At 34.1% G+C, this 26,345-nt stretch carries 30 protein-coding genes; 19 read left to right on the top strand and 11 right to left on the bottom strand.

The window, feature by feature from the left end:
- The first annotated feature begins 24 nt into the window (after positions 1-24).
- The 6 genes from ACZ1JT_RS10100 to ACZ1JT_RS10075 all read left to right on the top strand — a co-directional run bounded on the left by ACZ1JT_RS10100 (position 25) and on the right by ACZ1JT_RS10075 (position 4,027).
- Complete coding sequence (locus ACZ1JT_RS10100; protein WP_465093698.1) at positions 25-426, top strand: LNS2 domain-containing protein; 402 nt, start codon at positions 25-27, stop codon at positions 424-426.
- Between the two features lie 3 nt (positions 427-429).
- On the top strand, positions 430-1,500 hold the full coding sequence (gene serC, locus ACZ1JT_RS10095) for a 3-phosphoserine/phosphohydroxythreonine transaminase (protein ID WP_465093697.1): 1,071 nt from the start codon (positions 430-432) through the stop codon (positions 1,498-1,500).
- A 60-nt stretch (positions 1,501-1,560) separates the two neighbouring features.
- Positions 1,561-2,517: a D-2-hydroxyacid dehydrogenase gene (locus tag ACZ1JT_RS10090; RefSeq protein WP_465093696.1), complete on the top strand. Its 957-nt coding sequence runs from the start codon at positions 1,561-1,563 to the stop codon at positions 2,515-2,517.
- Between the two features lie 52 nt (positions 2,518-2,569).
- Positions 2,570-3,127: a hypothetical protein gene (locus tag ACZ1JT_RS10085; protein WP_465093695.1), complete on the top strand. Its 558-nt coding sequence runs from the start codon at positions 2,570-2,572 to the stop codon at positions 3,125-3,127.
- Between the two features lie 105 nt (positions 3,128-3,232).
- Positions 3,233-3,670: a DUF6146 family protein gene (locus ACZ1JT_RS10080; protein WP_465093694.1), complete on the top strand. Its 438-nt coding sequence runs from the start codon at positions 3,233-3,235 to the stop codon at positions 3,668-3,670.
- 30 nt (positions 3,671-3,700) lie between these two features.
- Positions 3,701-4,027, top strand: a complete 327-nt coding sequence (locus ACZ1JT_RS10075; protein WP_465093693.1) for a DUF6787 family protein — start codon at positions 3,701-3,703, stop codon at positions 4,025-4,027.
- A gap of 28 nt (positions 4,028-4,055) precedes the next feature.
- On the opposite strand, the gene ACZ1JT_RS10070 is transcribed toward ACZ1JT_RS10075, so the two are convergent.
- Both ACZ1JT_RS10070 and msrA read right to left on the bottom strand, forming a co-directional pair.
- On the bottom strand, positions 4,056-4,352 hold the full coding sequence (locus tag ACZ1JT_RS10070) for a hypothetical protein (protein WP_465093692.1): 297 nt from the start codon (positions 4,350-4,352) through the stop codon (positions 4,056-4,058).
- A gap of 53 nt (positions 4,353-4,405) precedes the next feature.
- Positions 4,406-4,951, bottom strand: coding sequence for a peptide-methionine (S)-S-oxide reductase MsrA (gene msrA / locus ACZ1JT_RS10065; protein ID WP_465095290.1), 546 nt, complete (start codon positions 4,949-4,951; stop codon positions 4,406-4,408).
- Positions 4,952-5,189: 238 nt separating this feature from the next.
- Between msrA and ACZ1JT_RS10060 the strand changes: the two genes are divergently transcribed.
- The 7 genes from ACZ1JT_RS10060 (at position 5,190) to ACZ1JT_RS10030 (ending at position 12,334) form a co-directional block, all read left to right on the top strand.
- Complete coding sequence (locus ACZ1JT_RS10060; RefSeq protein WP_465093691.1) at positions 5,190-5,885, top strand: ABC transporter ATP-binding protein; 696 nt, start codon at positions 5,190-5,192, stop codon at positions 5,883-5,885.
- Positions 5,886-5,896: 11 nt separating this feature from the next.
- Positions 5,897-6,661, top strand: a complete 765-nt coding sequence (locus ACZ1JT_RS10055) for a TIGR02757 family protein (RefSeq protein WP_465093690.1) — start codon at positions 5,897-5,899, stop codon at positions 6,659-6,661.
- 70 nt (positions 6,662-6,731) lie between these two features.
- Positions 6,732-8,078 (top strand): DEAD/DEAH box helicase, encoded by a 1,347-nt coding sequence (locus ACZ1JT_RS10050; RefSeq protein WP_465093689.1) that lies wholly within the window; start codon positions 6,732-6,734, stop codon positions 8,076-8,078.
- 99 nt (positions 8,079-8,177) lie between these two features.
- A complete protein-coding gene (locus ACZ1JT_RS10045; protein ID WP_465093688.1) occupies positions 8,178-10,106 on the top strand; it encodes a BatA domain-containing protein in 1,929 nt (642 codons plus the stop codon).
- On the top strand, positions 10,103-11,356 hold the full coding sequence (locus ACZ1JT_RS10040) for a dihydroorotase (RefSeq protein ID WP_465093687.1): 1,254 nt from the start codon (positions 10,103-10,105) through the stop codon (positions 11,354-11,356). Before ACZ1JT_RS10045 ends, ACZ1JT_RS10040 begins: the two co-directional genes overlap by 4 nt.
- A 6-nt stretch (positions 11,357-11,362) precedes the next feature.
- Positions 11,363-11,689 (top strand): DUF4870 domain-containing protein, encoded by a 327-nt coding sequence (locus ACZ1JT_RS10035; RefSeq protein ID WP_465093686.1) that lies wholly within the window; start codon positions 11,363-11,365, stop codon positions 11,687-11,689.
- A 6-nt stretch (positions 11,690-11,695) separates the two neighbouring features.
- Positions 11,696-12,334 (top strand): alpha/beta hydrolase, encoded by a 639-nt coding sequence (locus ACZ1JT_RS10030; protein ID WP_465093685.1) that lies wholly within the window; start codon positions 11,696-11,698, stop codon positions 12,332-12,334.
- Positions 12,335-12,364: 30 nt separating this feature from the next.
- On the opposite strand, the gene ACZ1JT_RS10025 is transcribed toward ACZ1JT_RS10030, so the two are convergent.
- The 3 genes from ACZ1JT_RS10025 to ACZ1JT_RS10015 are packed head-to-tail and all read right to left on the bottom strand — an operon-like array spanning position 12,365 to position 14,183.
- Positions 12,365-12,868: a hypothetical protein gene (locus ACZ1JT_RS10025; RefSeq protein ID WP_465093684.1), complete on the bottom strand. Its 504-nt coding sequence runs from the start codon at positions 12,866-12,868 to the stop codon at positions 12,365-12,367.
- A gap of 43 nt (positions 12,869-12,911) precedes the next feature.
- On the bottom strand, positions 12,912-13,415 hold the full coding sequence (locus tag ACZ1JT_RS10020; RefSeq protein WP_465093683.1) for a hydrolase: 504 nt from the start codon (positions 13,413-13,415) through the stop codon (positions 12,912-12,914).
- Positions 13,416-13,418: 3 nt separating this feature from the next.
- Positions 13,419-14,183 (bottom strand): MBL fold metallo-hydrolase, encoded by a 765-nt coding sequence (locus ACZ1JT_RS10015; RefSeq protein WP_465093682.1) that lies wholly within the window; start codon positions 14,181-14,183, stop codon positions 13,419-13,421.
- Between the two features lie 107 nt (positions 14,184-14,290).
- Here ACZ1JT_RS10015 and ACZ1JT_RS10010 point away from each other — a divergent pair, with 107 nt between their 5' ends.
- Positions 14,291-15,763, top strand: coding sequence for a TonB-dependent receptor (locus tag ACZ1JT_RS10010; protein ID WP_465093681.1), 1,473 nt, complete (start codon positions 14,291-14,293; stop codon positions 15,761-15,763).
- 29 nt (positions 15,764-15,792) lie between these two features.
- On the opposite strand, the gene bcp is transcribed toward ACZ1JT_RS10010, so the two are convergent.
- Complete coding sequence (gene bcp / locus ACZ1JT_RS10005) at positions 15,793-16,245, bottom strand: thioredoxin-dependent thiol peroxidase (RefSeq protein ID WP_465093680.1); 453 nt, start codon at positions 16,243-16,245, stop codon at positions 15,793-15,795.
- 69 nt (positions 16,246-16,314) lie between these two features.
- On the opposite strand from bcp, the gene ACZ1JT_RS10000 reads away from it, so the two are divergent.
- Positions 16,315-16,968, top strand: coding sequence for an endonuclease III domain-containing protein (locus tag ACZ1JT_RS10000; protein ID WP_465093679.1), 654 nt, complete (start codon positions 16,315-16,317; stop codon positions 16,966-16,968).
- Positions 16,969-17,004: 36 nt separating this feature from the next.
- Here ACZ1JT_RS10000 and ACZ1JT_RS09995 read toward each other — a convergent pair whose 3' ends face one another.
- Entirely contained in the window at positions 17,005-17,148 is a 144-nt protein-coding gene (locus tag ACZ1JT_RS09995) for a hypothetical protein (protein WP_465093678.1), read from the bottom strand.
- A gap of 52 nt (positions 17,149-17,200) precedes the next feature.
- Entirely contained in the window at positions 17,201-17,785 is a 585-nt protein-coding gene (locus tag ACZ1JT_RS09990; protein ID WP_465093677.1) for an RNA polymerase sigma factor, read from the bottom strand.
- Between the two features lie 307 nt (positions 17,786-18,092).
- Here ACZ1JT_RS09990 and uvrA point away from each other — a divergent pair, with 307 nt between their 5' ends.
- Positions 18,093-20,879 carry an excinuclease ABC subunit UvrA gene (uvrA, locus tag ACZ1JT_RS09985; RefSeq protein WP_465093676.1) on the top strand — a complete coding sequence of 929 codons (2,787 nt, stop codon included), beginning with the start codon at positions 18,093-18,095 and terminating at the stop codon, positions 20,877-20,879.
- Between the two features lie 95 nt (positions 20,880-20,974).
- On the opposite strand, the gene ACZ1JT_RS09980 is transcribed toward uvrA, so the two are convergent.
- On the bottom strand, positions 20,975-22,165 hold the full coding sequence (locus ACZ1JT_RS09980) for a M28 family peptidase (protein ID WP_465093675.1): 1,191 nt from the start codon (positions 22,163-22,165) through the stop codon (positions 20,975-20,977).
- Between the two features lie 101 nt (positions 22,166-22,266).
- On the opposite strand from ACZ1JT_RS09980, the gene ACZ1JT_RS09975 reads away from it, so the two are divergent.
- Positions 22,267-22,665 carry a VOC family protein gene (locus tag ACZ1JT_RS09975; RefSeq protein ID WP_465093674.1) on the top strand — a complete coding sequence of 133 codons (399 nt, stop codon included), beginning with the start codon at positions 22,267-22,269 and terminating at the stop codon, positions 22,663-22,665.
- A 209-nt stretch (positions 22,666-22,874) separates the two neighbouring features.
- Positions 22,875-23,627 carry a hypothetical protein gene (locus tag ACZ1JT_RS09970; protein ID WP_465093673.1) on the top strand — a complete coding sequence of 251 codons (753 nt, stop codon included), beginning with the start codon at positions 22,875-22,877 and terminating at the stop codon, positions 23,625-23,627.
- A 62-nt stretch (positions 23,628-23,689) separates the two neighbouring features.
- On the opposite strand, the gene ACZ1JT_RS09965 is transcribed toward ACZ1JT_RS09970, so the two are convergent.
- Positions 23,690-24,247 carry a hypothetical protein gene (locus ACZ1JT_RS09965; protein WP_465093672.1) on the bottom strand — a complete coding sequence of 186 codons (558 nt, stop codon included), beginning with the start codon at positions 24,245-24,247 and terminating at the stop codon, positions 23,690-23,692.
- Position 24,248: 1 nt separating this feature from the next.
- Complete coding sequence (locus ACZ1JT_RS09960; protein WP_465093671.1) at positions 24,249-25,160, bottom strand: hypothetical protein; 912 nt, start codon at positions 25,158-25,160, stop codon at positions 24,249-24,251.
- Between the two features lie 159 nt (positions 25,161-25,319).
- On the opposite strand from ACZ1JT_RS09960, the gene ACZ1JT_RS09955 reads away from it, so the two are divergent.
- On the top strand, positions 25,320-26,321 hold the full coding sequence (locus tag ACZ1JT_RS09955; RefSeq protein WP_465093670.1) for an SIMPL domain-containing protein: 1,002 nt from the start codon (positions 25,320-25,322) through the stop codon (positions 26,319-26,321).
- Positions 26,322-26,345: the final 24 nt, after the last annotated feature.

Here is a 26,345-nt window from a genome sequence, read left to right as displayed (position 1 = left end):
TGCTTGCATTAAACACACAACATAATGCAACTAGAACACAAAAACAATGTTAGTCCGATTTTAACTGATGGGACTAAAAATTACCTCATTGACATTGACGGTACAATTACGGAAGATGTTCCAAACGAACAACCCGAAAGAATGGTCACATGCCAGCCATTTCCCGATGCACTCGAAACCGTAAACAAGTGGTATGACGAAGGTCACCAAATTTGCTTTTTCACTTCCAGAACCGAAGAACATCGAGAAGTAACTACACAATGGCTAAACCAACACGGATTTAAATTTCACAGTATTTTATTTGGAAAACCTAGAGGTGGCAACTACCACTGGATTGACAATCACCTGGTAAAAGCTACCCGATATAATGGTAAATTTACCGACTTAGTAGAAAAAGAAGTAGTCATTCAAGTATTTAATGATTAAAGAATGAAAAAACATAATTTTAGTGCCGGACCCTGTATCTTGCCTCAAGAAGTTTTTGAAAAAGCTGCACAAGCTGTTTTAAATTTCAATGATTTAGGTTTATCAATTTTAGAAATTTCACATCGTGATAAATCGTTTGTTGCTGTAATGGAAGAAGCCAGAGCGCTTGCTTTGGAATTATTGGGATTAACCGATAAAGGTTATCAAGCATTATTTTTACAAGGTGGAGCAAGCATGGAGTTTTTACGAATTCCATATAACGTAATGCAAGCTAACGGAAAAGCAGCATACTTAGATACTGGAACTTGGGCTAGCGGTGCTATTAAAGAAGCCAAAGCGTTTGGAGAAACTGTAGTTGTTGCATCTTCAAAAAACGAAAACTACAATCATATCCCTAAAAATTTTGATATCCCGAGTGATGCAAATTACTTTCATTGCACCAGTAACAACACCATCTTCGGAACACAAATGAAAAGTTTTCCTGAAACAAATGTTCCAATGGTGTGTGATATGAGTTCCGATATCTTTTCAAGAACTTTAGACTTTTCAAAATTCGATTTGATTTACGCTGGAGCTCAAAAAAACATGGGCCCAGCTGGTGTAACTCTAATTGTAGTAAAAGAATCTTTTTTAGGAAAAACCGGAAGAACTATTCCGAATATCATGAATTACCAACAGCATATCGAGAAAGAAAGCATGTACAATACTCCGCCCGTTTTTGCAGTATACACGTCGCTTCTTACTATGCAATGGCTAAAAAATCTAGGAGGAATTCAAGCAATTGAAAAGCAAAACGAAGCCAAAGCAAAACTGCTATATGATGAAATCGACAGAAACCCACTTTTTGTCGGAACAACTGTAAAAGAAGACCGTTCCAACATGAATGCAACTTTTTTACTAGCAAACGAAAATCACAAAGAGCTTTTCGATTCGATGTGGAAAGCAGCCGGAATTTCAGGAATAAATGGACATCGCTCTGTAGGTGGTTATCGTGCTTCGATGTATAATGCATTACCTATCGAAAGTGTTCAAGCATTAGTAAATGTAATGAAGGAATTGGAAAATAAATTCTAGTTTTCAGTCGCAGTCACCGTAGTGAATTTAAATTTTAAATCGTTCAATTAATAAAAATAAATGAAAATATTAGCCAATGACGGACTTTCAGATAGCGGAATAAAAGCGCTCGAAAATGCCGGATATGAAGTAATTACAACTAAAGTAGCTCAAGAGCAAGTTGCCAATTACATAAACACTCACAAAATTGACGTTTTATTGGTTCGTAGTGCAACCAAAGTACGCCAAGATATTATAGACAATTGCCCTAGCCTTAAAATTATTGGTCGTGGCGGTGTTGGTATGGACAATATCGATGTTGATTATGCCATTCAAAAAGGAATCCACGTAATAAATACCCCAGCTTCATCTTCCGAATCGGTAGCCGAATTGGTATTTGCGCATTTGTTTACAGGTGTTCGTTTTTTACATGATTCTAATCGAAATATGCCATTAGACGGTGACACCCAGTTTAACGCACTAAAAAAAGCGTACGCTAATGGTATTGAACTTCGCGGAAAAACTATCGGAATTGTTGGTTTTGGACGAATTGGTCGTGAAGTAGCTCGTATTGCTTTAGGACTTGGCATGAAGGTTTTAGCATCCGATAAACATGTGGACGAAGCAACTATTAAGGTGGATTTTTACAACGGGCAATTTATCAATGTAAACATCGAAACAGAACCTATTGAAGACATCTTTAAACATTCTGATTTTATTACTTTACACACTCCTTTTTTAGGGAATCATTTAATTGGAAAAGAAGAATTCGACATGATGAAAACCGGAGTAGGAATTATTAACTGTGCTCGTGGAGGTATCATTAACGAAGTGGCATTATTAGAAGCTTTAGATGAAGGAAAAGTACTTTTTGCCGGTTTAGACGTTTTTGAAGAAGAGCCTACGCCTGCAGTTCAGGTTTTAATGCACCCTAAAGTTTCACTAACACCCCACATTGGCGCTGCAACATTAGAAGCTCAAGATCGTATTGGAACTGAACTTGCTGACCAAATCATTAGTTTATTGAAAAATGACTAATTTTTTTACAGAAATTCACTAAATTTGATACTTAACCTTAAAATTTAAATTCATGTTAGAACAAATATCAGAATTAGTAAAACAATTTGGTGGTGATGCTATTGTCAACAATCAAGCGGTTCCAAACGAGCACAATGATGCTGTAATGAACGAAACAAGTAATTCGATTTTATCCGGATTAAAAAATATGGTTTCTGAAGGAAACGTTGGAGACATTGCAGGTTTACTAAATAATGGTTCTATTGATTCTTCTAACCCTGTAGTTAAACAATTAACCGAACAACTGTCTGGGAATTTAGGACAAAAATACGGTTTAAGTAGTGATGCAGCTTCAGGAGTTGCTGGAAGCATGATACCGAAAGTATTGGGTTCATTAATCAAAAATGCAAAAGACCCTAATCATAAAGGATTTGAAATTTCCGACATCATCAATGCGATTGGAGGAGGAAATTCAGGTGGATTAATGGATGCAGTAACCAAGTACGGAGGTCAATTTGGTTTAGATCAAAACAATGATGGAAAAGTAGACATTAGCGATGCTGCTGCAGCAATGTCTGGAAAAAGCGGTGGCCTTTTTGGCGGCCTTCTAGGTAAGATTTTCGGGAAGTAAATCTCTAAAAAAACATATAAAAAGCCAAACAGTTTTGTTTGGCTTTTTTTGTTAAATCAATAATCCAACTTTAAAAAATTAAGTACCTTTATAAGAAAATAAGCGATGAAAAAAATCATGTTCATATTGACTTTAATGAGCTTAATCGTTTTTTTAAGTTGTAATTCTACTTCAAAACCATTAGCGTCAACAAACAAGGATCTGGCAGTTAACGACACGGTTCGAATTGCCAACGACTCGTTAGAATATGAAGTCTTAATAATAGATGGTGGCTTTAATTCATGGTTGCGCTCTACTGCAAAACCTAGAGGCTTTTATTCTCAAAATTATCTAGAAACACACAACATACCATGCGTAATCGAATGGAATAATCGCGCTCGCTTTCCAAGAACAGATAGAGACCGTGATTTATTTTTAAGTATTATAGATTATCAAAGTGGCACTAATTATGGCTATGAAGTAAATTATTTGCTTTATAACTATTTAGTTTATTTTCAAATGAAAAACAATATTCGCCTAAGCGGTTTCTTACCTCGCCCATAATTTGTATTTTTGACCATATTCTAGTATAAAATGTCAAATTTAAAAGAGCGTTGGGGTATAAAAAGTAATTGGCAAATGGTGATTATCATTACCGTTTTCGCTATTACAGGAACTACTGCTTCCTATCTTTCAAAACCTATACTTTTATGGCTTGGCATTACCCGCGATTCAATTCATCCTGTATTGTATTGGATGCTGTATATTTTAATTATACTTCCGGTATACAAAATTCTTTTAGTACTAATTGGTACTATTTTCGGACAACATACTTTCTTTAAAAATTTTGTTTTTAAAATGCTTCGCGGAATGAAACTAGGATGGATTGCCAATCTGTTTCAAAATAAAAAAGGAGCTTAAACGCTCCTATTTCATTTCAAACCTATATTTAATTATTGCTTTTTTTTATCCAATAAGTATACATCCAAGTTAGAGTAAATGTGGGAATAAAATCGGCACCGGGTAACAATTCTTCAATAAAAACTGTTATTCCTCCTACTGTTCCTACCGTTCCTTTGTACATTCTAGCCAATATAAAACCCGCTATTGGAGCCCAAATCACATCGACCAATTCCCCTAAACCAGGAATCAAATAAGAAGCAAACCCTATCAAATCAAAAACGATACTCAGTATCAATTTCTTTCTTTTTTCTTCTTCAAAAACTTTTACACTTACTTCATCCATGTTTACTATTTTCAGAATATCATGCAAATCCGATGCCAAACAAAAAAACTATTTTATTTCAACTTCGATTTATAATTTTTGCGAAGTTTATCTAACTTAGGGCTAATAACCGCTGAACAATAACCTTGATTTTTATTGCGGTTATAATAATTCTGATGGTAATCTTCGGCAGGATAAAACACGGAAGCCTTAGAAATTTTAGTAACCACTTTTTTTCCAAAAATATTTTGATCATTAAGTAACTTAATAAAATTTTCAGCTGCGTTCTTTTGTGCTTCCGAATGATAGAAAACTTCACTTCTGTATTGCGAACCTACATCAGCTCCTTGTCGGTTGATTGTAGTAGGATCATGGGTTGCGAAAAAAACTTCCAAAATATCTTCATAAGAGATTTCTTTGGGATCAAAAGTAATTTCAATAGCTTCAGCATGACCGGTATAACCCGAACACACTTCTTCGTAAGTAGGATTTTTTGTTTTACCTCCAGTATATCCCGATACTACTTTTTTCACACCCTTCAACTCTAAAAAAAGAGCTTCTGTACACCAAAAGCACCCACCGGCTACAGTAGCTACTTCTAAGCCTTTTTGTTCACTCATACTGTTACTGTTATTTTTATCTACAATCTTGTTTTTATCTTTCGATTGACATGAAATGGTAGACAATACTATTAAAAATACATAAAAGACTCTCATTTTCTTTTCTTTTTATCAAATTTAACCAATTCTAAAACGAAACTTTATTCGTTAACGAAACTTTATAATACTATACGAAACATTGACCGCTTTGGATTTCGTTTTACCAAAATTCTTTGTTTCTTTGTAAAAAGTCCAACAAATGATACAAGTTAAAAACATTCACAAATACTTTGACAAACTTCACGTTCTAAAAGGTGTCAATTTACATATTGAAAAAGGTGAAGTTGTTTCTATTGTTGGGGCTTCGGGTGCTGGAAAAACTACCCTATTACAAATATTAGGAACGCTTGATAAGCCCAGTACAGAAAAAAACATGGAACTTGTTATTAATGGTGTTGATGTTTTAAAAATGAACGACAAAACCTTATCAAAATTCAGAAATCTACAATTGGGTTTTATTTTTCAGTTCCATCAATTACTTCCAGAATTTACAGCTTTGGAAAATGTTTGTATCCCTGCTTTTATTGCTGGTAAAGACAAAAAAGAAACCGAAACAGAAGCCAAACGTCTTTTAGATTATTTAGGCCTTTCGCATCGATACGAGCATAAACCAGGAGAATTGTCTGGAGGAGAACAACAACGTGTAGCTGTTGCAAGAGCCTTAATCAACAAACCTGCAGTAATTTTTGCTGATGAACCTTCTGGAAATTTAGACACCCATTCGGCAGAAAACCTACACCAACTTTTCTTTAAACTTCGTGATGAATTTGGTCAAACATTTGTAATTGTAACACATAATGAAGAATTAGCCGATATGGCAGACCGCAAATTAGTAATGGTTGATGGTGATATTCGAAATGAAGTGATTAAGAAAACAGAAGTGTCTAACATTTAACTTCTCTGCATTTGGATTTTAATGAACTGAAATCATTTCTTGATGAAAAAGTAGATTTATATAATCATCCGAACTTCATTGAGACTGATCCAATACAAATACCACACTCTTTTACTGTAAAAGAAGATATTGAAATTTCAGGCTTTTTGGTAGCAACTATTGCTTGGGGAAACCGAAAAATGATTATCAATAATGCTAAAAAAATGATGGCATTAATGGGTAATGCTCCATACGATTTTGTGATGTCGCACCAAGAAAACGATTTAAAGCATTTAGAACATTTTGTACATCGCACTTTTAACGGACAAGATTTTATTGGTTTTATTAAAAACTTAAAAAACCTATATGTTAATTATGGCGGCTTGGAAACCGTTTTCAGTTCCAACCAAGAAGTAGATTCCATGCAAAAAAGCATATCCGAATTTAAGAAGCTTTTCTTATCTCACAATACATTACCTAGAACTGAAAAACACATCTCCGACCCGATGAAAGGCTCGGCAGCAAAACGTATCAATATGTATTTGCGTTGGATGTGCAGAAACGACAACAAGGGAGTTGATTTCGGGATATGGAATACCATTTCACCTTCAAAATTATCATGTCCGCTAGACGTTCATTCCGGTAATGTAGCTCGAAAACTAGAACTCCTTACCCGAAAACAAAATGATGGAAAAGCACTCTTAGAACTGGATACCAACCTACGCCTTTTAGACAAATCAGACCCTGTGAAATACGACTTTGCCTTATTTGGATTAGGAGTGTTTGAAGGTTTCTAGCAAGAGCTCTAAAATTCGAAATCTTCTACAACCGGTAAAAAAACGTATCTTTGCCCAAAATATCCAGATTATGAGCAGTTTTGAGCAATTTTCACTTCCAAAATCATTACAAAAAGCTATTGATGAACTTGGCCTAACAACACCTACCCCTATTCAGGAAAGGTCGTTTCCGGTAATTATGTCTGGCCGTGATGTTATGGGTATTGCTCAAACAGGAACAGGAAAAACCTATGCGTATTTACTTCCCATATTAAAACAGTGGAAATTTACACCAACACATACGCCAAAAGTGGTAATAATCGTTCCTACTCGTGAGTTGGTTGTTCAAGTTGCCGAAGAAGTAGAAAAACTTACCAAATATATGTCGGTTCGTGTACTTGGGGTTTATGGTGGCGTGAACATCAACACCCAAAAAACCTCTGTTTACCAAGGTGTCGATATTCTAGTTGGTACTCCAGGCCGTATGATGGATTTAGCATTGGATAATGTAGTTCGTTTTGATGAAATGCAAAAATTGGTTATTGATGAATTCGATGAAATCTTGAATTTAGGTTTCCGTTTTCAAATCACATCGATATTATCCATGATGCGACCTAAACGCCAAAATATTCTGTTTTCGGCGACAATGACTGATGAAGTGGATGAACTTTTGGAAGAATTCTTCGATTTTCCAGAAGAAGTATCATTGGCTCCTTCAGGAACACCACTAGAAAAGATAACTCAGTTGGCATATAATGTTCCTAATTTTCTAACAAAAGTAAATCTTCTAAAAAAATTACTTTCAGAAGAAGAAAATATGGAACGCCTTTTGGTTTTTGTGAACAATAAAAAGGTAGCCGATATTTTAATGGATCTTTTAGAAGAAGATTTCCCGGGGCAATTTGGTGTAATTCATTCCAACAAATCGCAAAATTATCGTTTAAACACGATGGAAAGCTTCCAAAATGGAGAAATTAGAGGAATAGTAACTACAGACATCATGGCGCGTGGATTGGATATTTCTGATATTAGTCACGTTATCAACATGCAGTTTCCAGAAGTACCGGAGCAATATATTCACCGAATTGGGCGAACCGGTCGTGCAGATAAAAATGGTATTGCAATTAGTTTCATTGATGCTAAAGAAGAAGAATACCAAGTGGAAGCTGAACTTTTAATGGAAAAAGAGCTTGAAATTCTTGAATTGCCTTCTTCTGTAAAAGTGGAAAAAAAAAGACTTGAATTCGAAAAAGAGAAGAAAAAAATAAAGTTCCTCTTAAAAAAACCAAAGTTAGAAGGTGGAGCTGCTTTTCATGAAAAATCGGATAAGAATAAAAAAGTGAATTTAGGCGGTCCTGGTAAAAGAAATCCAAGGAAAACCAAACCAACCAATCGTGGCGTAGAAAGGACTCGCGCCGCTAAGAGAAAGAAAAAATAGTCATAGTTGACAGTCATAGTTGACAGATACCAAAAACTGAACACTGTAACTACGACTGAAAACTAAAATTAATTATCTTTGAAAAATCTTTACAACTAAATGCAATTCAAACATCCTGAAATTCTGTATTCCCTTTTTCTATTGGTAATACCAATTTTAGTGCATTTATTTCAGTTACGACGTTTTAAAAAAGAATATTTTACCAACGTTAAACTTCTACAAGAACTTTCAATACAAACCCGAAAAAGCGCTACAATTAAAAAATGGTTGTTATTGGCAACACGTTTGTTACTATTAGCCTGTATAATTTTTGCCTTTGCACAGCCTTATTTTAAAGCAAAAGATAGTAAAAGTGCTTCAAATGAAATGGTTATTATTTTGGATAATTCATTTTCCATGCAAGCAAAAGGGAGCAATGGTGAACTTTTAAAAAGAGCCGTTCAGGATTTATTAGAAAACACACCCGAAAATCAACGGTTTTCCTTACTTACTAATACTGATAGTTTTTGGGATACCGATATCAAATCCATTCAAAAGGATTTACAAAATTTAAAATATAGTGCTACGCCTTTTCAACTGGATTTTCTATTAACTAAAATAGAAACTAAAAAAAGAAACACTCCAGTAGATATTGTTGTCATTACCGATGCTATTGCAACAAAACCCGAAGGAATTGAAAAACTAGCCAACTATTCGTCTGTTTATGCTTTAATTCCAAAAGCAGAAAACAAAAGCAATGTTAGTATTGACAATGTTACGATTAATCAACATTTAGACAATTTTTACGAAATTAAGGTTGATATTTCATCCTACGGCGACGTAAATCAAGAAGTTCCAACAGCCGTTTATAATGGTAAAAACTTAATAGCCAAAACCGTTATACTAATGTCGGGAGCAAAAAAATCGGTTACATTCACACTCCCTAAATCCGATTTTCACGGATATGTTTCTATAGAAGATAACAGTTTAGCGTACGACAACAACTATTACTTCAGTATTTCAAAACCAAAAAAAGGAGCTGTAACCATTATTGGAGATAAAACAAAAAGTGACTTTTTAAATCGAATTTACACTTCAGACGAATTTACAACAACCTTTTCCGAGTTAAAAGAATTAAACTACAACACAATTGAAAGTCAAGATGCTGTGGTTTTAAATGAATTAACAGATATTCCTCAAGCCTTAGGTACAACTTTAAAGGATTTTTATGCAAAAGGTGGAAATATCATTCTGATTCCTGCCGCAGATGATTCGGCACAAAACCTGAATAGCTTTCTAAGTAACTTTTCAAATTTAAAGGTAAATGGAAATCAGAGTCAGGAAAAACAAATCACGAAAATTGCATTCAATCACCCATTATATCAAACCGTTTTTGAGAAAAAAACCGATAACTTCCAATATCCTAAAACCAATAATACCTTTACTTTTAGTGGTTCAGTTTCTCCGGTTTTAAGTTATGCCGATCAAAGTTTTTTCCTTGGATCTACAACCAATAAAATTGGTAATTTTTATATTTTCTCGGCTCCAATAAACAAGTCAAATAGCAATTTTCAAAATTCACCATTAATTGTTCCAACGTTTTACAACATGGCACAGAACAACCAAAAAACAGGTATTTCTGCCTATACTATTGGCGAAAATCAAAATGTAATTTTGGATGTTATACTATCGAAAGATGAAGTGGTAACTGTTGCAAATTCCAGTTCCGATTTTATACCAATGCAACAAATTCTAAATAACAAAATTAAATTGTCGTTTGGAGAGTACCCAACTGAAGCCGGAAATTTTTCAGTTTTAAAAAACAAAGAAATTTTAAAAAATATAAGCTTTAACAATCCCCGAACAGAAAGTGATTTAACTAAAGTTAGCGCTAATTTATTTGACAATTTTACCTCGGCGGGATCTGTTTCAACCGTATTTAACGATATTCATTCAACACGAACTGGTAATGAAATATGGAAATATTTTGTTATCGCAACACTACTATTTTTAATACTTGAACTACTAATCCAAAAATTCGTAAAATGAACGTAATTTTTAAAAACGCAACTATAATCGATTCTGAAAGTCCTTTTCACAATCAGAAAAAAGACATAAAAATTGAAAACGGTCTAATAACCGAAATTGGCGAAAACATAACCTCTAATGAAACGTTTTCGGTTATCGAATTAGACAATTTACATGTATCGCAAGGCTGGTTTGACTCTTCAGTTTCATTCGGAGAACCCGGATTTGAAGATAGAGAGACTATTGCAAATGGATTGACAACTGCTGCCAAAAGCGGATTTACCAATGTTGCTTTGCAACCCAATTCGTATCCTGTAATTGATAATCAGTCTCAAATTAGTTTTGTATTAAATAAGGCTGCCGGTTATGCAACTCAGTTACACCCAATTGGAGCTTTTACAAAAAACAGTGACGGAAACGATTTAGCTGAAATGTTCGATATGAAAAATGCCGGAGCTGTAGCTTTTGGAGATTATAACAAAACTATCAACAATGCAAATTTATTAAAGATTGGATTGCAATATGTTCAGGATTTTAATGGTTTGCTCATAGCTTTTTGCCAAGACAAAACCATAAAAGGAAATGGTGTAGTTCATGAAGGATTAACCAGTACACGTATGGGATTAAAAGGAATTCCGGCATTAGCAGAAGAATTAGAAATAGCGCGAAACTTGTTTTTACTAGAATATACTGGAGGAAAACTACATATCCCAACCGTTTCATCGGCAAAATCGGTGGAATTGATTCGAGAAGCAAAAGCAAAAAAACTAAACGTAACTTGTTCGGTTGCTGTTCATAATTTGGTTTTAAATGATGATGTTTTAGAAGGTTTCGATTCTCGATTCAAAGTTGCTCCGCCTATTAGAGATGAAAAACACCGTAAAGCTTTATTAGAAGGCATTCTTGATGGCACTATAGACATGATTACTTCCGATCATAATCCGATTGATATTGAGTTCAAGAAAATGGAATTTGATAACGCAAAAAATGGAACAATAGGACTCGAAAGTGCTTTTGGTTCTTTGCAAAATGTGCTACCTTTGAATACAATTATTGGTTGTTTGACAAATGGAAAAATGGTTTTCGGAATAGAAAAACCTTCAATTAAAGAAGGAAACAAAGCCATATTAAGCCTTTTTAATCCAGATGAAACTTGGACGTTTACTAAATCTGATATACTGTCCAAATCTAAAAATTCAGCTTTTTTAAATCGAAACATGAAAGGAAAAGCATACGGTATATACAACAACAAACAATTAATTTTAAACTAATTAATTATGGAAAATACTACTCTCGATAACGGTAAAACAACTGCTATAATTAGTTACATTACTATTGTAGGAACCATTATCGCTTTGTTTATGAATAACGAGCCTAGAGATCGCTTTGCCGCTTTTCATATCCGACAAGCACTAGGTATCAACTTGATGTTTTGGATATTAGGCTATTTTGTTGGCTATTTTGATAACTGGATGGTTTCTTCAGGTTTTTATGTTTTCGGGTTTGTACTGTGGATTTACGGATTTGTTGGTGCAGTACAAAACGAACAAAAAGTAGTTCCGTTGGTAGGAACTTATTTCCAGGATTGGTTTAAAAATTTATAATACACAATGAGTTTATCATTATATCATCTCGTTAGAGAACCTAAAATAAAACTAGACAAAAACCCATTGTTACTATTACTTCATGGCTATGGTAGCAATGAAGAAGATTTGTTTTCTTTCGCCAGTGAATTACCCGATGAGTATTATGTGATTTCTACACGCGCTCCATATTCGTTACCTCCATATGGCAATGCTTGGTATGCAATCCATTTTGATGCCGATGAAAATAAGTTTTCAGATAACGACCAGGCAAAAGAATCACGTGATTTAATCGCTCAATTTATTGACGAATTAATTCACATCTACCCTATTGATGCTGAAAAAATAACATTAATCGGTTTTAGCCAAGGTGCTATTTTAAGTTACGCCGTTGCTCTATCCTATCCTGAAAAAATACAACAAGTTGTTGCTCTTAGCGGTTATTTAAATTTGGATATTGTAGCGGATGATTTCAAACAAAAAGATCTTTCTCATTTAAGATTTTTTACATCACATGGAACTGTCGATCAAGTGATTCCAGTAGATTGGGCAAGAAAAGCTCCCGAATTTATTAAAGAATTAGGATTAGATATAACGTTTAAAGAATATCCGGTTGGGCATGGTGTTGCTCCCCAAAACTTTTATGATTTCAAAAATTGGTTATAAAAAAAGCTCCTCTCGGAGCTTTTTTTATAATTATTCGGCGGTATCACTACCCACAATTTTTTTCTCTTCAGGAACTGCGGATACATATTGAATTTTATTTTCTTTTTTCAATACATAGCCTTTAGACGATTCCAACATCCAGACTCCATTCACATAAGGTTTTCCCTCAGTCTCTCTCCACAAAATAATAGATTTTGAATTATTGGGAAGGAAAAGTTCTGCTTTGTTTTTGGCTTCATTAAAAATCACATACGCATTTAAAGTAGCTTGTTCTGAATCTTCCTCAGCAACTTCAGAAGATTCTTTATAAGGCGTTAAACGATACCCTTCTTCAAATACTCTAATACAATTTTCACGCAATTCAGACCACATATAACCGGCCGATGTGACACAACCTTTTGCATCACGATCATTACCCAAAACTACAGTTTTAGCTGGAACAGCCTCATTAGGCTCCTTGTCATGCGGCTTCAAAATGAAGTCACACGAAACAAACAGGACTGCAAAAAAAGCGATGTAAATTATCTTTTTCATTGTTGCAAATTACGTAGATTTTAAGAACTGAAAAAGTTAATTTTTATTGTGTTATTTTTTCTTTTGGTAATAAAACACACTGGATGGTTTCAAAATCGGTTGGCTTATTATCGTTAACAAAATATTTAATTAAAATTTCGCCTCGAAGTTGACCTGCATAAAAATCGGCAATTAACCATCTATGATTGATAAACTTAATTTTATTGATGATAAATTTATTTCCATCAATTGGATCATAAGGAATTAATGAATTTCCTTTTTTGTCATCATTAAGCATCAACAAGTCGTTGGTTACTTTTTCCTTCAATTCTGGAATACTGTAGTTTTGAAAATATTCCAAGGCTTCATCATTCATTTCCAATGAAAAATAATTAGCATCAATCATTTGGTTGTACACAATATTGGAAGAATCACGAACCTCTTTTATTTTCTCTTTAGCGTTCTCAATCTCTTTATTTTGAGTTTTAAAGATTTTATTGGAATTCATGTATTGAAAAACATTCAATAACAATGATAAAATAAACAAGTATAAAATAATCTTTTTCATAAGTTACAATGTGATTTCTAAATTATCGTAAGCCAAAAATACATTTTCTGGCAATTTATTTTCAATTTCTTCGTGAAAACCTAATAAATGGCTAATATGGGTAAAGTAGGCTTTTTCAGGTTTAACCTTATTTACAAATTCCAGCGCTTCTCCCAAACTAAAATGTGTGGGATGAGCTTCTTCTCGTAACGCATTGACTACTAAAACTTTTAGACCTTTCAGTTTTTCAATTTCTTGTTCATCTATAGTTTTTACATCGGTTAAATAGGCAAAATCATCAATGCGAAACCCAAAAACATCTAAACTTCCATGCCAAACTTTTATAGGAATCGCCATTTTATTTCCAATAGCAAATGGTTCATTGTTATGAATTGTATGAATTTCTACGGCAGGAGCACCCGGATAACGATTTTCTGTTTCAAAAATATAATCAAAACGTTTCTTAAGGCTTGAAACAACACGTTCTTGTGCAAAAACAGCCATAGCGCCTTGTCTGTAATTAAACGGTCTTATGTCGTCAATTCCAGCGGTGTGATCAGCATGTTCATGAGTAAATAAAATTCCGTCAAGCTTTGTACAGCCGCAATTAAGCATTTGTTGACGAAAATCAGGTCCGCAATCAATCACATAAGAATAATCTTCCCAATGAATCCATGCAGAAACCCTTAAACGCTTGTCTTTTGGGTTGTTGCTTAAACAAACAGGATGATTACTCCCGATAACCGGAATTCCTTGTGATGTGCCTGTTCCTAAAAAATAAATTTTCAAACTAGAATGTTTTTTACAAAAATAGGATTATTTATCTTTTGTGAAAATAGGTAATTTGTTAACTTTGTCGATATTACACAAATTTGAACCTTACTGAAAAGGAAATCATGAAGAACATAGAAGGAGAACTTATTTTAAAAGGTGACAGGGTAATAGAACATGTTCCCGCCGTTGCAGACAAAGCCTTACGAATTAACCTCAACAAAAACATTTACGGAACTTTTGCTGAAATTGGAGCCGGACAGGAAACAGTTAGACATTTTTTCCGTTCTGGAGGATCGTCAGGAACTATTGCAAAAGCAATGTCGGCATATGATAAAGATTTTAGCGACGCTATTTATGGTGTGGAAGATGATGGACGTTATGTAACAGAAAGTCGATTACGTAAAATGTTGGCCCATGAAACCCGTTTAATCGAAGAACGACTAACCCGAAGCAAACATCCGGAAAAATTATTTTTCAGTTATGCCAATACCGTAGCCACCATAGATTTCGCAAAACAGTTTAAAGGTCACGGATGGGTTGGTATTAAGTTTCAAGTAGATCCGGGCGAAGATTACAATGAGATTATTCTTCACATTCGTTTCAAAGAGAACGATTCAAAACTTCAACAAGAAACCCTTGGAATATTAGGCGTTAATTTAATTTATGGTGCTTTTTACAAATACAAAGACCCTAAAAAATTACTTCGTTATTTATACGATCATATTGACAAAGACCAGTTAGAGATAGATACTATCAATTTTTCAGGACCAAGTTTTGAAGACGTAGACAATCGTTTAATGAGTCTTCAATTGGTTAAAAACGGCATGACTGAAGCCGTAATGTTTGGCCCTGATGGTAAAAACGTTTTGCCAGCTGCAATCTTATACAAAAAGAACATTTTAGCGCTTCGAGGTAGTTTTAGACCAGTTACCAAAGTAAACATGGATATGTTTGAAAAATCATTTGAAATGTTTATTCAAGAAAAGAAAGTGGAGCGAGAAAATGCTTTGGTGGTATTTGAAATTACACTTTCAAATCTTAGATCGGAAGGTGAAATTGACGAACGTGACTTTTTAGATCGTGCAGAACTTCTTTGTTCGTTAGGACAAACCGTAATGATATCGAACTTCCAGGAATACTACAAAGTTGTAGAATACTTCTCTGAATATACGAAAGCCCGTATGGGATTAGCTATGGGAGTTAGTAACCTTATTGATATTTTTGATGAGAAATACTACCGTCATTTAAGTGGTGGTATTTTAGAAGCTTTTGGAAAACTATTCTATCGCGACTTAAAAGTATTCTTGTATCCGATGGAAGGCGAAGAAAACGAAATTATCAATTCGCAAAACCTAAAAGTACACCCTCGTATGAAAGAACTTTACAAGTTTTTTGCCTACAATGGAAAAGTAATGGATATCACAGATTTCGATAAAGATCACCTAAAAATATTTTCTCGTGAAGTATTGAAAATGATTAGCAAAGGAAAAAAAGGCTGGGAAGAAATGCTTCCTGGTGGTATTGCCGAGTTAATCAAAAAGAACCACTTGTTTGGCTACGACGAAAGAAAATTATTAGAAGAACAAAATAAATAAAAAAAGGGTTGACTAAGTCAACCCTTTTTTTATCCAAGTATTTGAGCTGAATGCTCTTTGGTTTTCACTTTAGAAATAACCTCTTCAATAATACCTTTTTCATTTATCACAAAAGTAGTTCGATGAATACCGTCAAATTCACGTCCCATAAACTTTTTAGGGCCCCATACTCCAAAAGCCTCAATTACTTTTTTATCTACATCGGCCAACAAAGGAAAAGGTAAATCATATTTTGTTTTAAAATTCAATTGCTTTTTAGCAGTATCGGCACTAACTCCTAACAAAACATAACCTTTATCTATAAAACTACTATAATTATCTCGCAAATTGCAAGCTTCAATAGTACAACTAGGCGTATTTGCAGCCGGATAGAAAAATACCACCAATTTCTTTCCTGCATATTCTTGTAAAGAGTGTTCCTTTCCGTCTTGATCTACTGCAGTAAAATTTGGAGCCTTATCCCCTTTTTGAAGCATCTTCATTATATTTTTATTTAAAAGTTATATAGTTTAAATTTGTTCAAAGTTGCCACATTTTCTAAACATAAAAAAATGACTAAAGAAGAAAAAGTTCAATTTGTAATTGATACTTTAAACCAATTATACCCGGAAATCCCAATTCCGTTAGACCATAAAGATGCTTATACCCTTCTAATAGCGGTTTTGTTATCGGCTCAATGTACCGATGTGCGCGTAAATCAAATTACTCCATTATTGTTTGCAAAAGCAGATAATCCGTATGATATGGTTAAACTTTCTGTAGAAGAAATTAAAGAAATTATAAAACCTTGTGGATTGTCTCCAATGAAATCTAAAGGAATATACGGACTTTCGCAAATCTTAATTGAAAAACACAACGGTGAAGTACCTCAAAGTTTTGAAGCGCTAGAGGCATTGCCCGCAGTAGGTCATAAAACCGCCAGTGTTGTAATGAGTCAAGCTTTTGGTGTGCCAGCTTTTCCGGTTGACACCCATATACATAGACTGATGTACCGATGGAATCTAACTAACGGGAAAAATGTTCAGCAAACCGAGAAAGATGCCAAACGAATTTTTCCAAAAGAACTATGGAACGATCTACATTTACAAATTATATGGTATGGTAGAGAATATTCACCTGCAAGAGGCTGGAATCTGGATAAAGATATAATTACCAAAACTATCGGTCGGAAAAGTGTTCTAGACGAGTATTCTAAAAACAAATAAAAAAATGCCCCGAAATTATCATCTCAGGGCATTTTCCTAATTAGCAATATTCTCGAAAGTTAAGTCACCTGCTTTGGTTATACTCAACGCTTTTGAATAGCTGAGTAAAAAACGAACCGTTTCTTTTTTAGGTGACATTTTCAAAATTGCTTTTTTCTTAGTAGAGTAGAGTTTTGCCATTGCTTAACAATTAAATTATATAGCTATAACGTAACTCTAATTTAAATATTGTTTAATTGGTTAAAATAATTTGATTTTTTTCGATTACTTTGCGCAAGTTCATCAAAGCGTATCGCATACGTCCTAAAGCCGTATTAATACTCACTCCGGTTAAATCGGCAATTTCTTTAAAACTTAAATCATCGTAGATACGCATAACCAAAACCTCACGTTGATCATCTGGTAATTCATTGATAAGTTTTTGCAAATCCATTTCAACCTGATCGGTAATCATTTTACTTTCAATATTCGGAACATTATCCGACATAATTGAAAAAATTGAAAACTCTTCGGTTTCACGATAGTATGGCATCTTTTTCGATTTTCTAAAATAATCTACTACCAAATTATGGGCAATACGCATAACCCAAGGCAAGAACTTACCTTCTTCATTGTAATTTTTGGTTTTAAGCGTTTTTATTACTTTAATGAAGGTATCTTGAAATATATCTTCAGTAACATCTCTGTCATTTACTTTCGAATAAATAAACCCGTAAATTTTAGATTGATGCCTTTCAATTAATGTAGCTAAAGCATTTTCATCTCCACCTACATACTTTTTCACTAGGACTGCGTCCGGAAGTACAACATTAGCCATAATAATACCTTTTAGTTTTTGGTTTGGGAATAAGTTTTACAACTCTAAAAAGTATTTTTATACGATAGGCAAATGTTTAAATTGTGATAATAATTAAATCAAATGTAACGAAAATATTTTTTATCTTACAAATAAAAATCTAAATTTTAACACATTTTACAATAAAATAATCAGAAAACGAAAAATTAACCTATCAAAAAAGCAACTTTTTCGACAATGTATTACATTTATTTCCACAGCAAAAAGATTCATCTCAATTTATTAAAAGCGCTATTTTGCTTATCTTTGCGGTTCATCGACTTTTTCTATGAAAACCGACATCACAACACTAGAACCTAAAAAAAACATAATCATTAAAGGCGCACAGCTACACAATTTAAAAAATGTAGATGTTGCCATACCTAGAAACAAACTTGTAGTAGTTACCGGGCTTTCTGGTTCCGGGAAATCAAGTTTAGCTTTCGATACCTTATACGCAGAAGGTCAGCGCCGCTATGTAGAAAGTTTATCGTCGTATGCCCGACAATTTCTTGGCCGATTAGACAAACCAAAAGTAGAATACATCAAAGGAATTGCCCCTGCTATTGCCATCGAACAAAAGGTAAATACAACAAATGCGCGATCAACAGTTGGAACATCAACTGAAATATACGATTATTTAAAATTGTTGTATGCTCGTATTGGGAAGACTTTTTCTCCTGTTTCGGGTTTAGAAGTTAAAAAACATACCGTTAGCGATGTTATAAATCAAGTTAAGCAGTTAACACCTGATAGCAAATGGTTACTCCTATCGCCTATTCATTTAGAAGATGGCAGAAAACTTGAAGACAAACTTAAGGTGCTTTTGCAACAAGGTTTCTCTAGAATATTGGTTAACAACGAGATGATTCGTTTGGATGAAATCGACCAACATACTTTAGACCATAAAAACGTTCTTCTAATCATTGACCGAATTGTGGTAAAAGATGATGAAGAATTTTTTAACCGATTAGCCGATGCTGTTCAAACAGCTTTTTACGAAGGTAAAGGCGAATGTTATCTTCAGGAACTAAATACAGAAAACAAATTTACATTCAGTTCGAATTTTGAGTTGGACGGAATAACGTTTTTAGAGCCAAATATTCATTTATTCAGTTTCAACAATCCTTTTGGAGCTTGTCCAAAATGTGAAGGCTACGGAAACATCATAGGAATAGACGAAGAATTAGTTGTACCCAACACCGCACTTTCTGTCTATGAAAACGCTATTTATCCATGGCGAGGAGAAAGTATGGGATGGTACCGTGATCAATTGGTAAATAATAGCCATCATTTTGATTTCCCAATTCACAAACCTTATTTCGAATTAATACAAGAACACAAAGATTTAATCTGGAAAGGAAACAAATATTTTGTAGGATTAAATGCTTTCTTTCAGGAATTGGAAGAGAAAAATTATAAAATTCAAAATCGAGTAATGTTATCCCGTTACCGTGGAAAAACAAAATGTAATGTTTGCCGAGGAAAACGTTTGCGTCAAGAGGCCAACTATGTTTTTGTAGGTGGAAAAACCATTTCCGATTTAGTAGACCTACCGATAAAAAATCTGATTGGCTTCTTCAAAGAACTTTCGTTATCGGAATACGATGAAAAAGTTGCTAAACGTCTTTTATTAGAAATCAACAACCGCTTGCGATTTTTAGATGAAGTGGGTTTAAACTATCTTACCTTAAACAGAAATTCAGCAACACTTTCGGGTGGTGAATCGCAACGAATTAACTTAGCAACTTCACTGGGAAGTAGTCTAGTGGGTTCGATGTATATTCTCGATGAACCAAGTATTGGACTACACCCTAAGGACACCGAACGCCTTATTAAAGTTTTAGAAAACCTTCGCAATTTAGGCAATACCGTTATTGTAGTTGAACACGACGAAGACATTATGAAAGCTGCCGATATGATTATAGATATTGGTCCAGAAGCTGGTACATTAGGCGGTGAACTTGTTGCTCAAGGTACTTACGAAGAAATACTAAAAGCCGATACTTTAACTGCTAAATACCTTAATGGTAAAATGGAAATTGAAGTTCCTAAAAACAGAAGGAAATTCAAAAATCATATTGACATTATTGGTGCTCGTGAAAACAACTTAAAAAACATCGATGTCACATTCCCACTAGAATGCTTGACTGTGATTACAGGAGTTTCTGGAAGCGGAAAAAGTACTTTAGTTAAAAAAATATTATTCCCTGCCATACAGAAAAAACTGGAAGGTGTGGGTGAAAAAGCAGGTCAGTTTACAGATTTACGAGGAAATTATTCGCATATCAAACACATTGAATATGTAGATCAAAATCCAATTGGAAGAAGTTCGCGTTCTAATCCGGTTACGTATATTAAAGCGTATGACGATATCCGTGATTTATTTTCGAAACAACAAATTTCGAAAATGCGCGGTTACCAGCCTAAACACTTTTCTTTTAATGTAGATGGTGGCCGATGCGAAACTTGTAAAGGTGATGGTGAAGTTACCATCGAAATGCAATTCATGGCCGATGTACATTTGGAGTGTGAAACGTGCAACGGAAAACGTTTCAAAAAAGAAATTTTAGAAGTTAACTTCGAAGGAAAAAACATTGATGACATTCTCACCATGACAATAGATGAGGCTATCGTGTTTTTCAATACTCACAAACAAACAAAAATTACTCAAAAAATACAGCCTTTGCAGGATGTAGGTTTAGGGTATGTACAACTTGGACAGTCATCGTCTACCCTTTCAGGTGGTGAAGCACAACGCATTAAGCTAGCTTCATTTTTAGTAAAAGGAGCAACGAAAGAAAAAGCATTGTTTGTGTTTGATGAACCTACAACCGGATTGCATTTTCACGATATAAAAAAACTATTAGCTTCGTTTGACGCACTTCTCGATAAAGGACATTCGATTATTGTAATTGAACACAATCTTGATTTAATCAAATGTGCCGATTACATTATTGATATTGGACCGGAAGGCGGTGAAAATGGAGGTACTCTAATGGCTTTTGGAACTCCAGAAGAAATAGCAAAAAACAAAAAATCGGTTACCGGTTCTTATTTAAAAGAAAAACTATAAAACATTTAATTAAGTAAACGCTTTTATCTTGTTTCGACTGATTCAACTGAAAGAAAATATAAAAAAGGTAGCTGATTTTCAACTACCTTTTTTATTTAATTAACTATAATTTTTTTGGTTATATGCTTATCATCCGAATCCAAAACACCTAGATATATTCCAGAATTCAAATGTGAAATATCAATAGTTTCAAGTTGTTTTGCGTTTGATACTTCTTTTGTAAACACAACTTTACCAGTGCTGTCTACAATAGAAAATGTATAATCTGAAACCGATAACGTTCCTAAATCGATATTTAATTTACCTTTAACCGGATTTGGAAAAAAGCTCAATTGAAAATTCGCATTAAAATCCTCATTAGCTAAAGTTGTGCTGGCAATAGCAAAATGCATCGTAGCTCCTGTTGCTGCTTTAGAAACATTAAAAACATAAACTGGATCCATGTTAACCAACAAGTCATTTGATGTATGTGCATAAGGCGTTTGATTCACTTCGTAAAAACCAGTTATAATTTCGTTGTTGTCTTCAAAAGGCATATAATCTGATGCATACGCCACATTTAAAACTGGCGTTAAGGGTGAATACAAACTCACACAATTCATTAATTCTTGTGTTTTAGTCAACGATGCAGCATTGTTTGTACTGGGTGTACTACTATTATCTCTTTCACAATTTATAGAATTGTTTACCATTCCAGATCTTCCCCCAACCTCATCAATATTAAAAACCAAACGGATATCCATTTTAGGAGAAGTACCATTCACTACCGAGGATACAAAATGCTGACTCCCATAAAGGCCATCTTCTTCTCCACTAAAATTGATAAACTTAATGGAATATTCCGTTGGGATATTTTGAAGCAAACGAGCCATTTCTAATAAAATTGCCGTTCCACTTCCGTTGTCGTTAGTTCCTGTACCTACAATAGAATCATAATGACCACAAACAATTACATAAGTATTGGGATACAAAGTTCCTACTTTTGTTAGAACTAAATTTTTACAAGTATAGCCAGAGTATGAATACGAATCCTCCACCATTTGACCAGCACTGTATCCATAACTTAAATATTTTGCTTTCAACCAATCTAATGCATTTTGCAAAGCTGCAGTTCCTTTTCGCTTCACTCCTAATGCTTCAAATTCAGTTAAATTTGTTGTAATATTGGATTGCTGGGTTTGATTTACAACATCGGCGTATGCCTGAATAAATGTTTGCGAATTTATCATCTGAGTACAAAACAGCACAACAGATAACAACCAAAGTTTTTGGGTAGAAAACTTCATTTTTGTTAGCTTTTTAGTTAAGTTAGTTAGTTTGGTACACGAATGTAATATTTTTTAAAACATATCAATACATTTTTGTTTAATTTTTTAAATAATTCCTTATGAATCAAATTTTAGGCTCCGAATTTATATTATATGTAGATGACCAACATAAATCCTCTCGCTTTTACGAAGCATTATTTAGATGCAAACCCTCCCTAGAAGTTCCTGGAATGACCGAATTTCAATTATCCGATACTTTAAAAATAGGATTAATGCCTAACAGCGGAATTGCCAAAATTTTGATGAATAAAACACCCCATCCTGAAAAAGGAAACGGTATTCCAAGATGTGAACTTTATTTTTATGTAAAAGACATCCATTTTGAATTTACAAACGCAATTAAATCCGGAGCCACAGTAATTAGCCCTGTTGAAGATAGAAATTGGGGTGATCGTGTTTGTTATTTAAGTGATTTGGATGGTCATATAATTGCTTTCGCAGAAAAAATACAAATCTGAACATTTTAATTTTCCATCAACTCTTTTATAAATATTTTTTCGTAAATAACATATTAAAAATCAACAAGATACATTCATTGACATTAAATTATAAATGCTGTTTTATTTTTTTGGCACGCAAATTGGATAGTACTAATCAACAAGATAGTATTCAAGTTCGAGTAAGCTGAAAATCGAAAGAGTAAGCAAAAGATTTAAATTAAAATGTCATGAAAAAAATTACACTTGTAGTAGCCAGCATCTTCCTGGCAGGAAGTATGGCTTATGCGTCAGAAAATCCTGTTTTTTCTGACAACAACGGAAGAGGATACCATTACGATATTGATTATCGTAACGCAGAGCCTATCAAATTTATGGAACGAGGAATTGAGTTTTACGTTTTTCCAAATGGAGAATTCGATTTCAACACTAGACCTTCTGGACCCCGCAGAGGTGCTGTAAACGCAACTTACGGAGCCCCTGGAGTATATTCAACATATTACGGACCTTCTAACTATGGTGTTCGTGTAGAGCATGATAATTTCGGACGTGTACGTCGTGTTGGAAATGTATTCATCAACTACGATGGTTTCAACCGAGTTAAACGAGTAGGTTCTGTCTATATGAGCTATAACAGTTTTGCGCTGTCACAAGTTGGAGGACTACGTATTCTATACAACAGAAGAGGTCACATCATAGACATTATTGGTTTTGTAAATGCAGCAAATAATGGGTATACATACATGCCATACACTACAGGATACGGATCTGGTTATGGAAATGGAAACGGATATGGAAACGGATATGGAAATAACAATGGCTATAACGATTACGACTACGGTTACGATAGTGGATCAGGTTACAATGAAGACGATTACTACTATTACAAAGCCGATGGTACAAAGGCAAAAATGAGCAAAGAAGACATTGATGCCATTAAAAAAGACGAGAAATCTGTTGTTGAAAAAAACAAAAGATCATAAGTAAAATTAGGTTGGTTAGTTTGGTTAGAATCCCACGAAGCAGAAATGTTAGTGGGATTTTTTTATTTCATAATTGGTCCTAGTGTAAACACCCAAACTTCTTTTGTTCTATTCCCAAATTGCTTTTGCATTGGATAGAAAAAAACTTGTTGTTGAACATACTTTTTTTGTCCATCAACCAAAACAGAATACCCAAAAATAAAACTGTTTTCTTGTACATTTTTTTTCTCAATTCCTAAAAATTCTATTGTATGTTTCGATGTTTTAAGTTCTTGTAATAATGCATCTAGAGTAATTTTAGAATTGGATTCTGTAACAATATTGTCCATCGCAACAGAAGCTGTTCCAAAAAGGGTTTTAATATTTCCAACAACTTCTGCTTTAAATGCTTCAGATTCATTGCCGGAAAGCAATTGCAAATAAGAGTATAAGTCTTTAATTTTCGTTTCAGCATTGTCTTGATATACGGAAACGGTAGCGCCAGTAAAAGCGTTCTGAATGGTTTGCTTTGCCATTTTTTTATTCACTGCCGTCTCGGTATTCACTTCCTTATTTGAAATATTCTGTCCGAAACTCACCACCGAAACCATTCCTAAAAGTATCGTAAAAACCTGTTTCATTTTATTGCTGAATTAATCGGATTAGTGAAATTTTATTTTCATTGTCTTTTTCCAAAACCACAATTTTAAGATTTTTAATAGATGGTGTTGGCACAATCAATTGTTGGGTAAATTCTTTTTTATCGAAATATTCCACGCCCAAATTATTTTTCAACATCACCATTACTTCAAGGTTATCCGATAAAATCATCTCCAATTGCTTTTTCCGAATCTCCCAGTCTTTAATGTCAGATTGCATGAATGCTTTTAACATCATCCCATAGTCATCGGGTTTCAGCTCAATAATCTGAGCTTCCGAATTGGAACTCATCGTAACTTTTTTACTTTCATAAAAAGGACTTTTCAAAACCACTTTTGCCTTTTTCGGAACTTCTAAAACACCATTATGCATCGGAATTGCTTTTTCAACAGAATCTTCTACTACAAATACTTTTATTTCATCGGTCGCAATTTTCTCTTTGGTAAATGTGTCTTGTAATTCAATTGCTTTCGTATCTGAACCAAAATTTTCAAGCAAGAAAATAGTAACTCCAATACCCAAAAGAAAAATGCCTACTGCATAATACATTTTATACTTGTTAGCCTTTGGCACTACCACCACCGATTTTTCTCCCGGCTTTTGAAGTTCCTGATGCTGAAATTTAAACTCGTCCCAACCTGAAAAACCTGCATATTGGCTTAGAATGTCCAACATGTCTTTTCGGGGTAGCTTTTCATTCTGTTCCGGTTTCAGATGCGTATAAACCCACTTCTCACTTACCGATTGTTTTGTTGACAACTGAATGGCATCTATCAAGTTAAAAATATCCTGAGAACTGAACGTTTTCCAACTTCCGGTAAAATACGGATGCTGTTTTTGGTACGTTTCCAAAACATTTTGTTTCAACTGAAAAAACATGTCCAATTCGGTCATAAATAACTGCTATAAAAGTAGTTGTGTCTTAGATTTTTTTACTGTAAAAGCACTGTAAATGTACTGAAAAAACATTACAGTAAGTTGAAAGCCGTTTTACAGCACGCCAAGCTACCTTCCAAAATACATTTGCCATACAAACCTTTAAAAGAAAATTTTATGAAATCAAAATGGCTAACCTTCGCATGCGTTATTACTTCTTTTTTGACTGTAACAGCACAACATTCTGGGAATGTAAATTCGGAAAATGCAAAAAAAGAAATGGGCAATTACAACTACAACAATCAGTATCAGAATCGGGAAGTAAACAGCATTCAGACCACCTATTCCAACGATTATGAAATGGTGATTAACATTAAAGGCATTTACAACGAAAAAGCAACCGCACAACGAGCCGTTTTCAGCGTGCTGCAAATTGGAAAATCGGCTGAAGAAGTTACTAATCTAATTGATGAGCGCATTGGCAAAGTGATTAAAGATCTACAGGAATTCAACAAAGATATTGAAGTTGTTGCTGACATCATCACCTTTATTCCGACCTACGAATACGAAGTAGAGAAAAAGATTTTCAATCCTAAAACCTACAACGAAAAACCATCCGGCTTTGAACTAAAGAAAAACCTCATCATCAAATATAAAAACACGAACGATTTGAACAAAATCATGAACATTTGCGCTAAACAAGAAATTTACGACATGGCAAAAGTGGATTATGTAACCAACAATTTAGATCAGATTCGAGATCTGCTCCAGGCAAAAGCTTTAGAAGAATACAAACAGATGCTTACCAATTATTCCGCCATTATGAATACCGATTTATTCAAAAAGGAAAAAACACTAACCGAGGGTTACAATACAATTTATCCTATGGAAAGTTACAAATCGTATTCGGCTTACAGTCAGGCTTCCATTAATTTTGATCCAAAAAGTCAAGTAAATCAGGTAAAGAAAAACACCACACAATTCTACGATGCTGCCTTGGCGAAATCACACACTTTTGTAGTGAATCCCGAAATCACCGAACCGACAATTCAGTTGTTTTACGATATGGTGATTAAAATCAAATTGAAAGAAGATCAGTTACCAAAGAATACCATCATCCGAAACAACCGTTACTATATTATTACAGCATCTGGTGATATCAAACCTTTAAACCTTTAATCTAAAAAATCCGCGGAACAATAT

It is taken from the genome of Flavobacterium sp. IC2-16 (assembly GCF_055521455.1).
The sequence above is the reverse complement of the archived record's forward strand: the minus strand, read 5'-3'. Positions and strand labels throughout refer to the sequence as shown.

Bases quoted from the DNA above. Each gene is read 5' to 3' on its own strand.
- ACZ1JT_RS10100 (WP_465093698.1), top strand. From the start codon at position 25: ATGCAACTAGAACACAAAAACAATGTTAGTCCGATTTTAACTGATGGG.
- serC (WP_465093697.1), top strand. From the start codon at position 430: ATGAAAAAACATAATTTTAGTGCCGGACCCTGTATCTTGCCTCAAGAA.
- ACZ1JT_RS10090 (WP_465093696.1), top strand. From the start codon at position 1,561: ATGAAAATATTAGCCAATGACGGACTTTCAGATAGCGGAATAAAAGCG.
- ACZ1JT_RS10085 (WP_465093695.1), top strand. From the start codon at position 2,570: ATGTTAGAACAAATATCAGAATTAGTAAAACAATTTGGTGGTGATGCT.
- ACZ1JT_RS10080 (WP_465093694.1), top strand. From the start codon at position 3,233: ATGAAAAAAATCATGTTCATATTGACTTTAATGAGCTTAATCGTTTTT.
- ACZ1JT_RS10075 (WP_465093693.1), top strand. From the start codon at position 3,701: ATGTCAAATTTAAAAGAGCGTTGGGGTATAAAAAGTAATTGGCAAATG.
- ACZ1JT_RS10070 (WP_465093692.1), bottom strand. From the start codon at position 4,352: ATGGATGAAGTAAGTGTAAAAGTTTTTGAAGAAGAAAAAAGAAAGAAA.
- msrA (WP_465095290.1), bottom strand. From the start codon at position 4,951: ATGAGTGAACAAAAAGGCTTAGAAGTAGCTACTGTAGCCGGTGGGTGC.
- ACZ1JT_RS10060 (WP_465093691.1), top strand. From the start codon at position 5,190: ATGATACAAGTTAAAAACATTCACAAATACTTTGACAAACTTCACGTT.
- ACZ1JT_RS10050 (WP_465093689.1), top strand. From the start codon at position 6,732: ATGAGCAGTTTTGAGCAATTTTCACTTCCAAAATCATTACAAAAAGCT.
- ACZ1JT_RS10045 (WP_465093688.1), top strand. From the start codon at position 8,178: ATGCAATTCAAACATCCTGAAATTCTGTATTCCCTTTTTCTATTGGTA.
- ACZ1JT_RS10040 (WP_465093687.1), top strand. From the start codon at position 10,103: ATGAACGTAATTTTTAAAAACGCAACTATAATCGATTCTGAAAGTCCT.
- ACZ1JT_RS10035 (WP_465093686.1), top strand. From the start codon at position 11,363: ATGGAAAATACTACTCTCGATAACGGTAAAACAACTGCTATAATTAGT.
- ACZ1JT_RS10030 (WP_465093685.1), top strand. From the start codon at position 11,696: ATGAGTTTATCATTATATCATCTCGTTAGAGAACCTAAAATAAAACTA.
- ACZ1JT_RS10025 (WP_465093684.1), bottom strand. From the start codon at position 12,868: ATGAAAAAGATAATTTACATCGCTTTTTTTGCAGTCCTGTTTGTTTCG.
- ACZ1JT_RS10020 (WP_465093683.1), bottom strand. From the start codon at position 13,415: ATGAAAAAGATTATTTTATACTTGTTTATTTTATCATTGTTATTGAAT.
- ACZ1JT_RS10010 (WP_465093681.1), top strand. From the start codon at position 14,291: ATGAAGAACATAGAAGGAGAACTTATTTTAAAAGGTGACAGGGTAATA.
- bcp (WP_465093680.1), bottom strand. From the start codon at position 16,245: ATGAAGATGCTTCAAAAAGGGGATAAGGCTCCAAATTTTACTGCAGTA.
- ACZ1JT_RS10000 (WP_465093679.1), top strand. From the start codon at position 16,315: ATGACTAAAGAAGAAAAAGTTCAATTTGTAATTGATACTTTAAACCAA.
- ACZ1JT_RS09995 (WP_465093678.1), bottom strand. From the start codon at position 17,148: ATGGCAAAACTCTACTCTACTAAGAAAAAAGCAATTTTGAAAATGTCA.
- ACZ1JT_RS09990 (WP_465093677.1), bottom strand. From the start codon at position 17,785: ATGGCTAATGTTGTACTTCCGGACGCAGTCCTAGTGAAAAAGTATGTA.
- uvrA (WP_465093676.1), top strand. From the start codon at position 18,093: ATGAAAACCGACATCACAACACTAGAACCTAAAAAAAACATAATCATT.
- ACZ1JT_RS09980 (WP_465093675.1), bottom strand. From the start codon at position 22,165: ATGAAGTTTTCTACCCAAAAACTTTGGTTGTTATCTGTTGTGCTGTTT.
- ACZ1JT_RS09975 (WP_465093674.1), top strand. From the start codon at position 22,267: ATGAATCAAATTTTAGGCTCCGAATTTATATTATATGTAGATGACCAA.
- ACZ1JT_RS09970 (WP_465093673.1), top strand. From the start codon at position 22,875: ATGAAAAAAATTACACTTGTAGTAGCCAGCATCTTCCTGGCAGGAAGT.
- ACZ1JT_RS09965 (WP_465093672.1), bottom strand. From the start codon at position 24,247: ATGAAACAGGTTTTTACGATACTTTTAGGAATGGTTTCGGTGGTGAGT.
- ACZ1JT_RS09960 (WP_465093671.1), bottom strand. From the start codon at position 25,160: ATGACCGAATTGGACATGTTTTTTCAGTTGAAACAAAATGTTTTGGAA.
- ACZ1JT_RS09955 (WP_465093670.1), top strand. From the start codon at position 25,320: ATGAAATCAAAATGGCTAACCTTCGCATGCGTTATTACTTCTTTTTTG.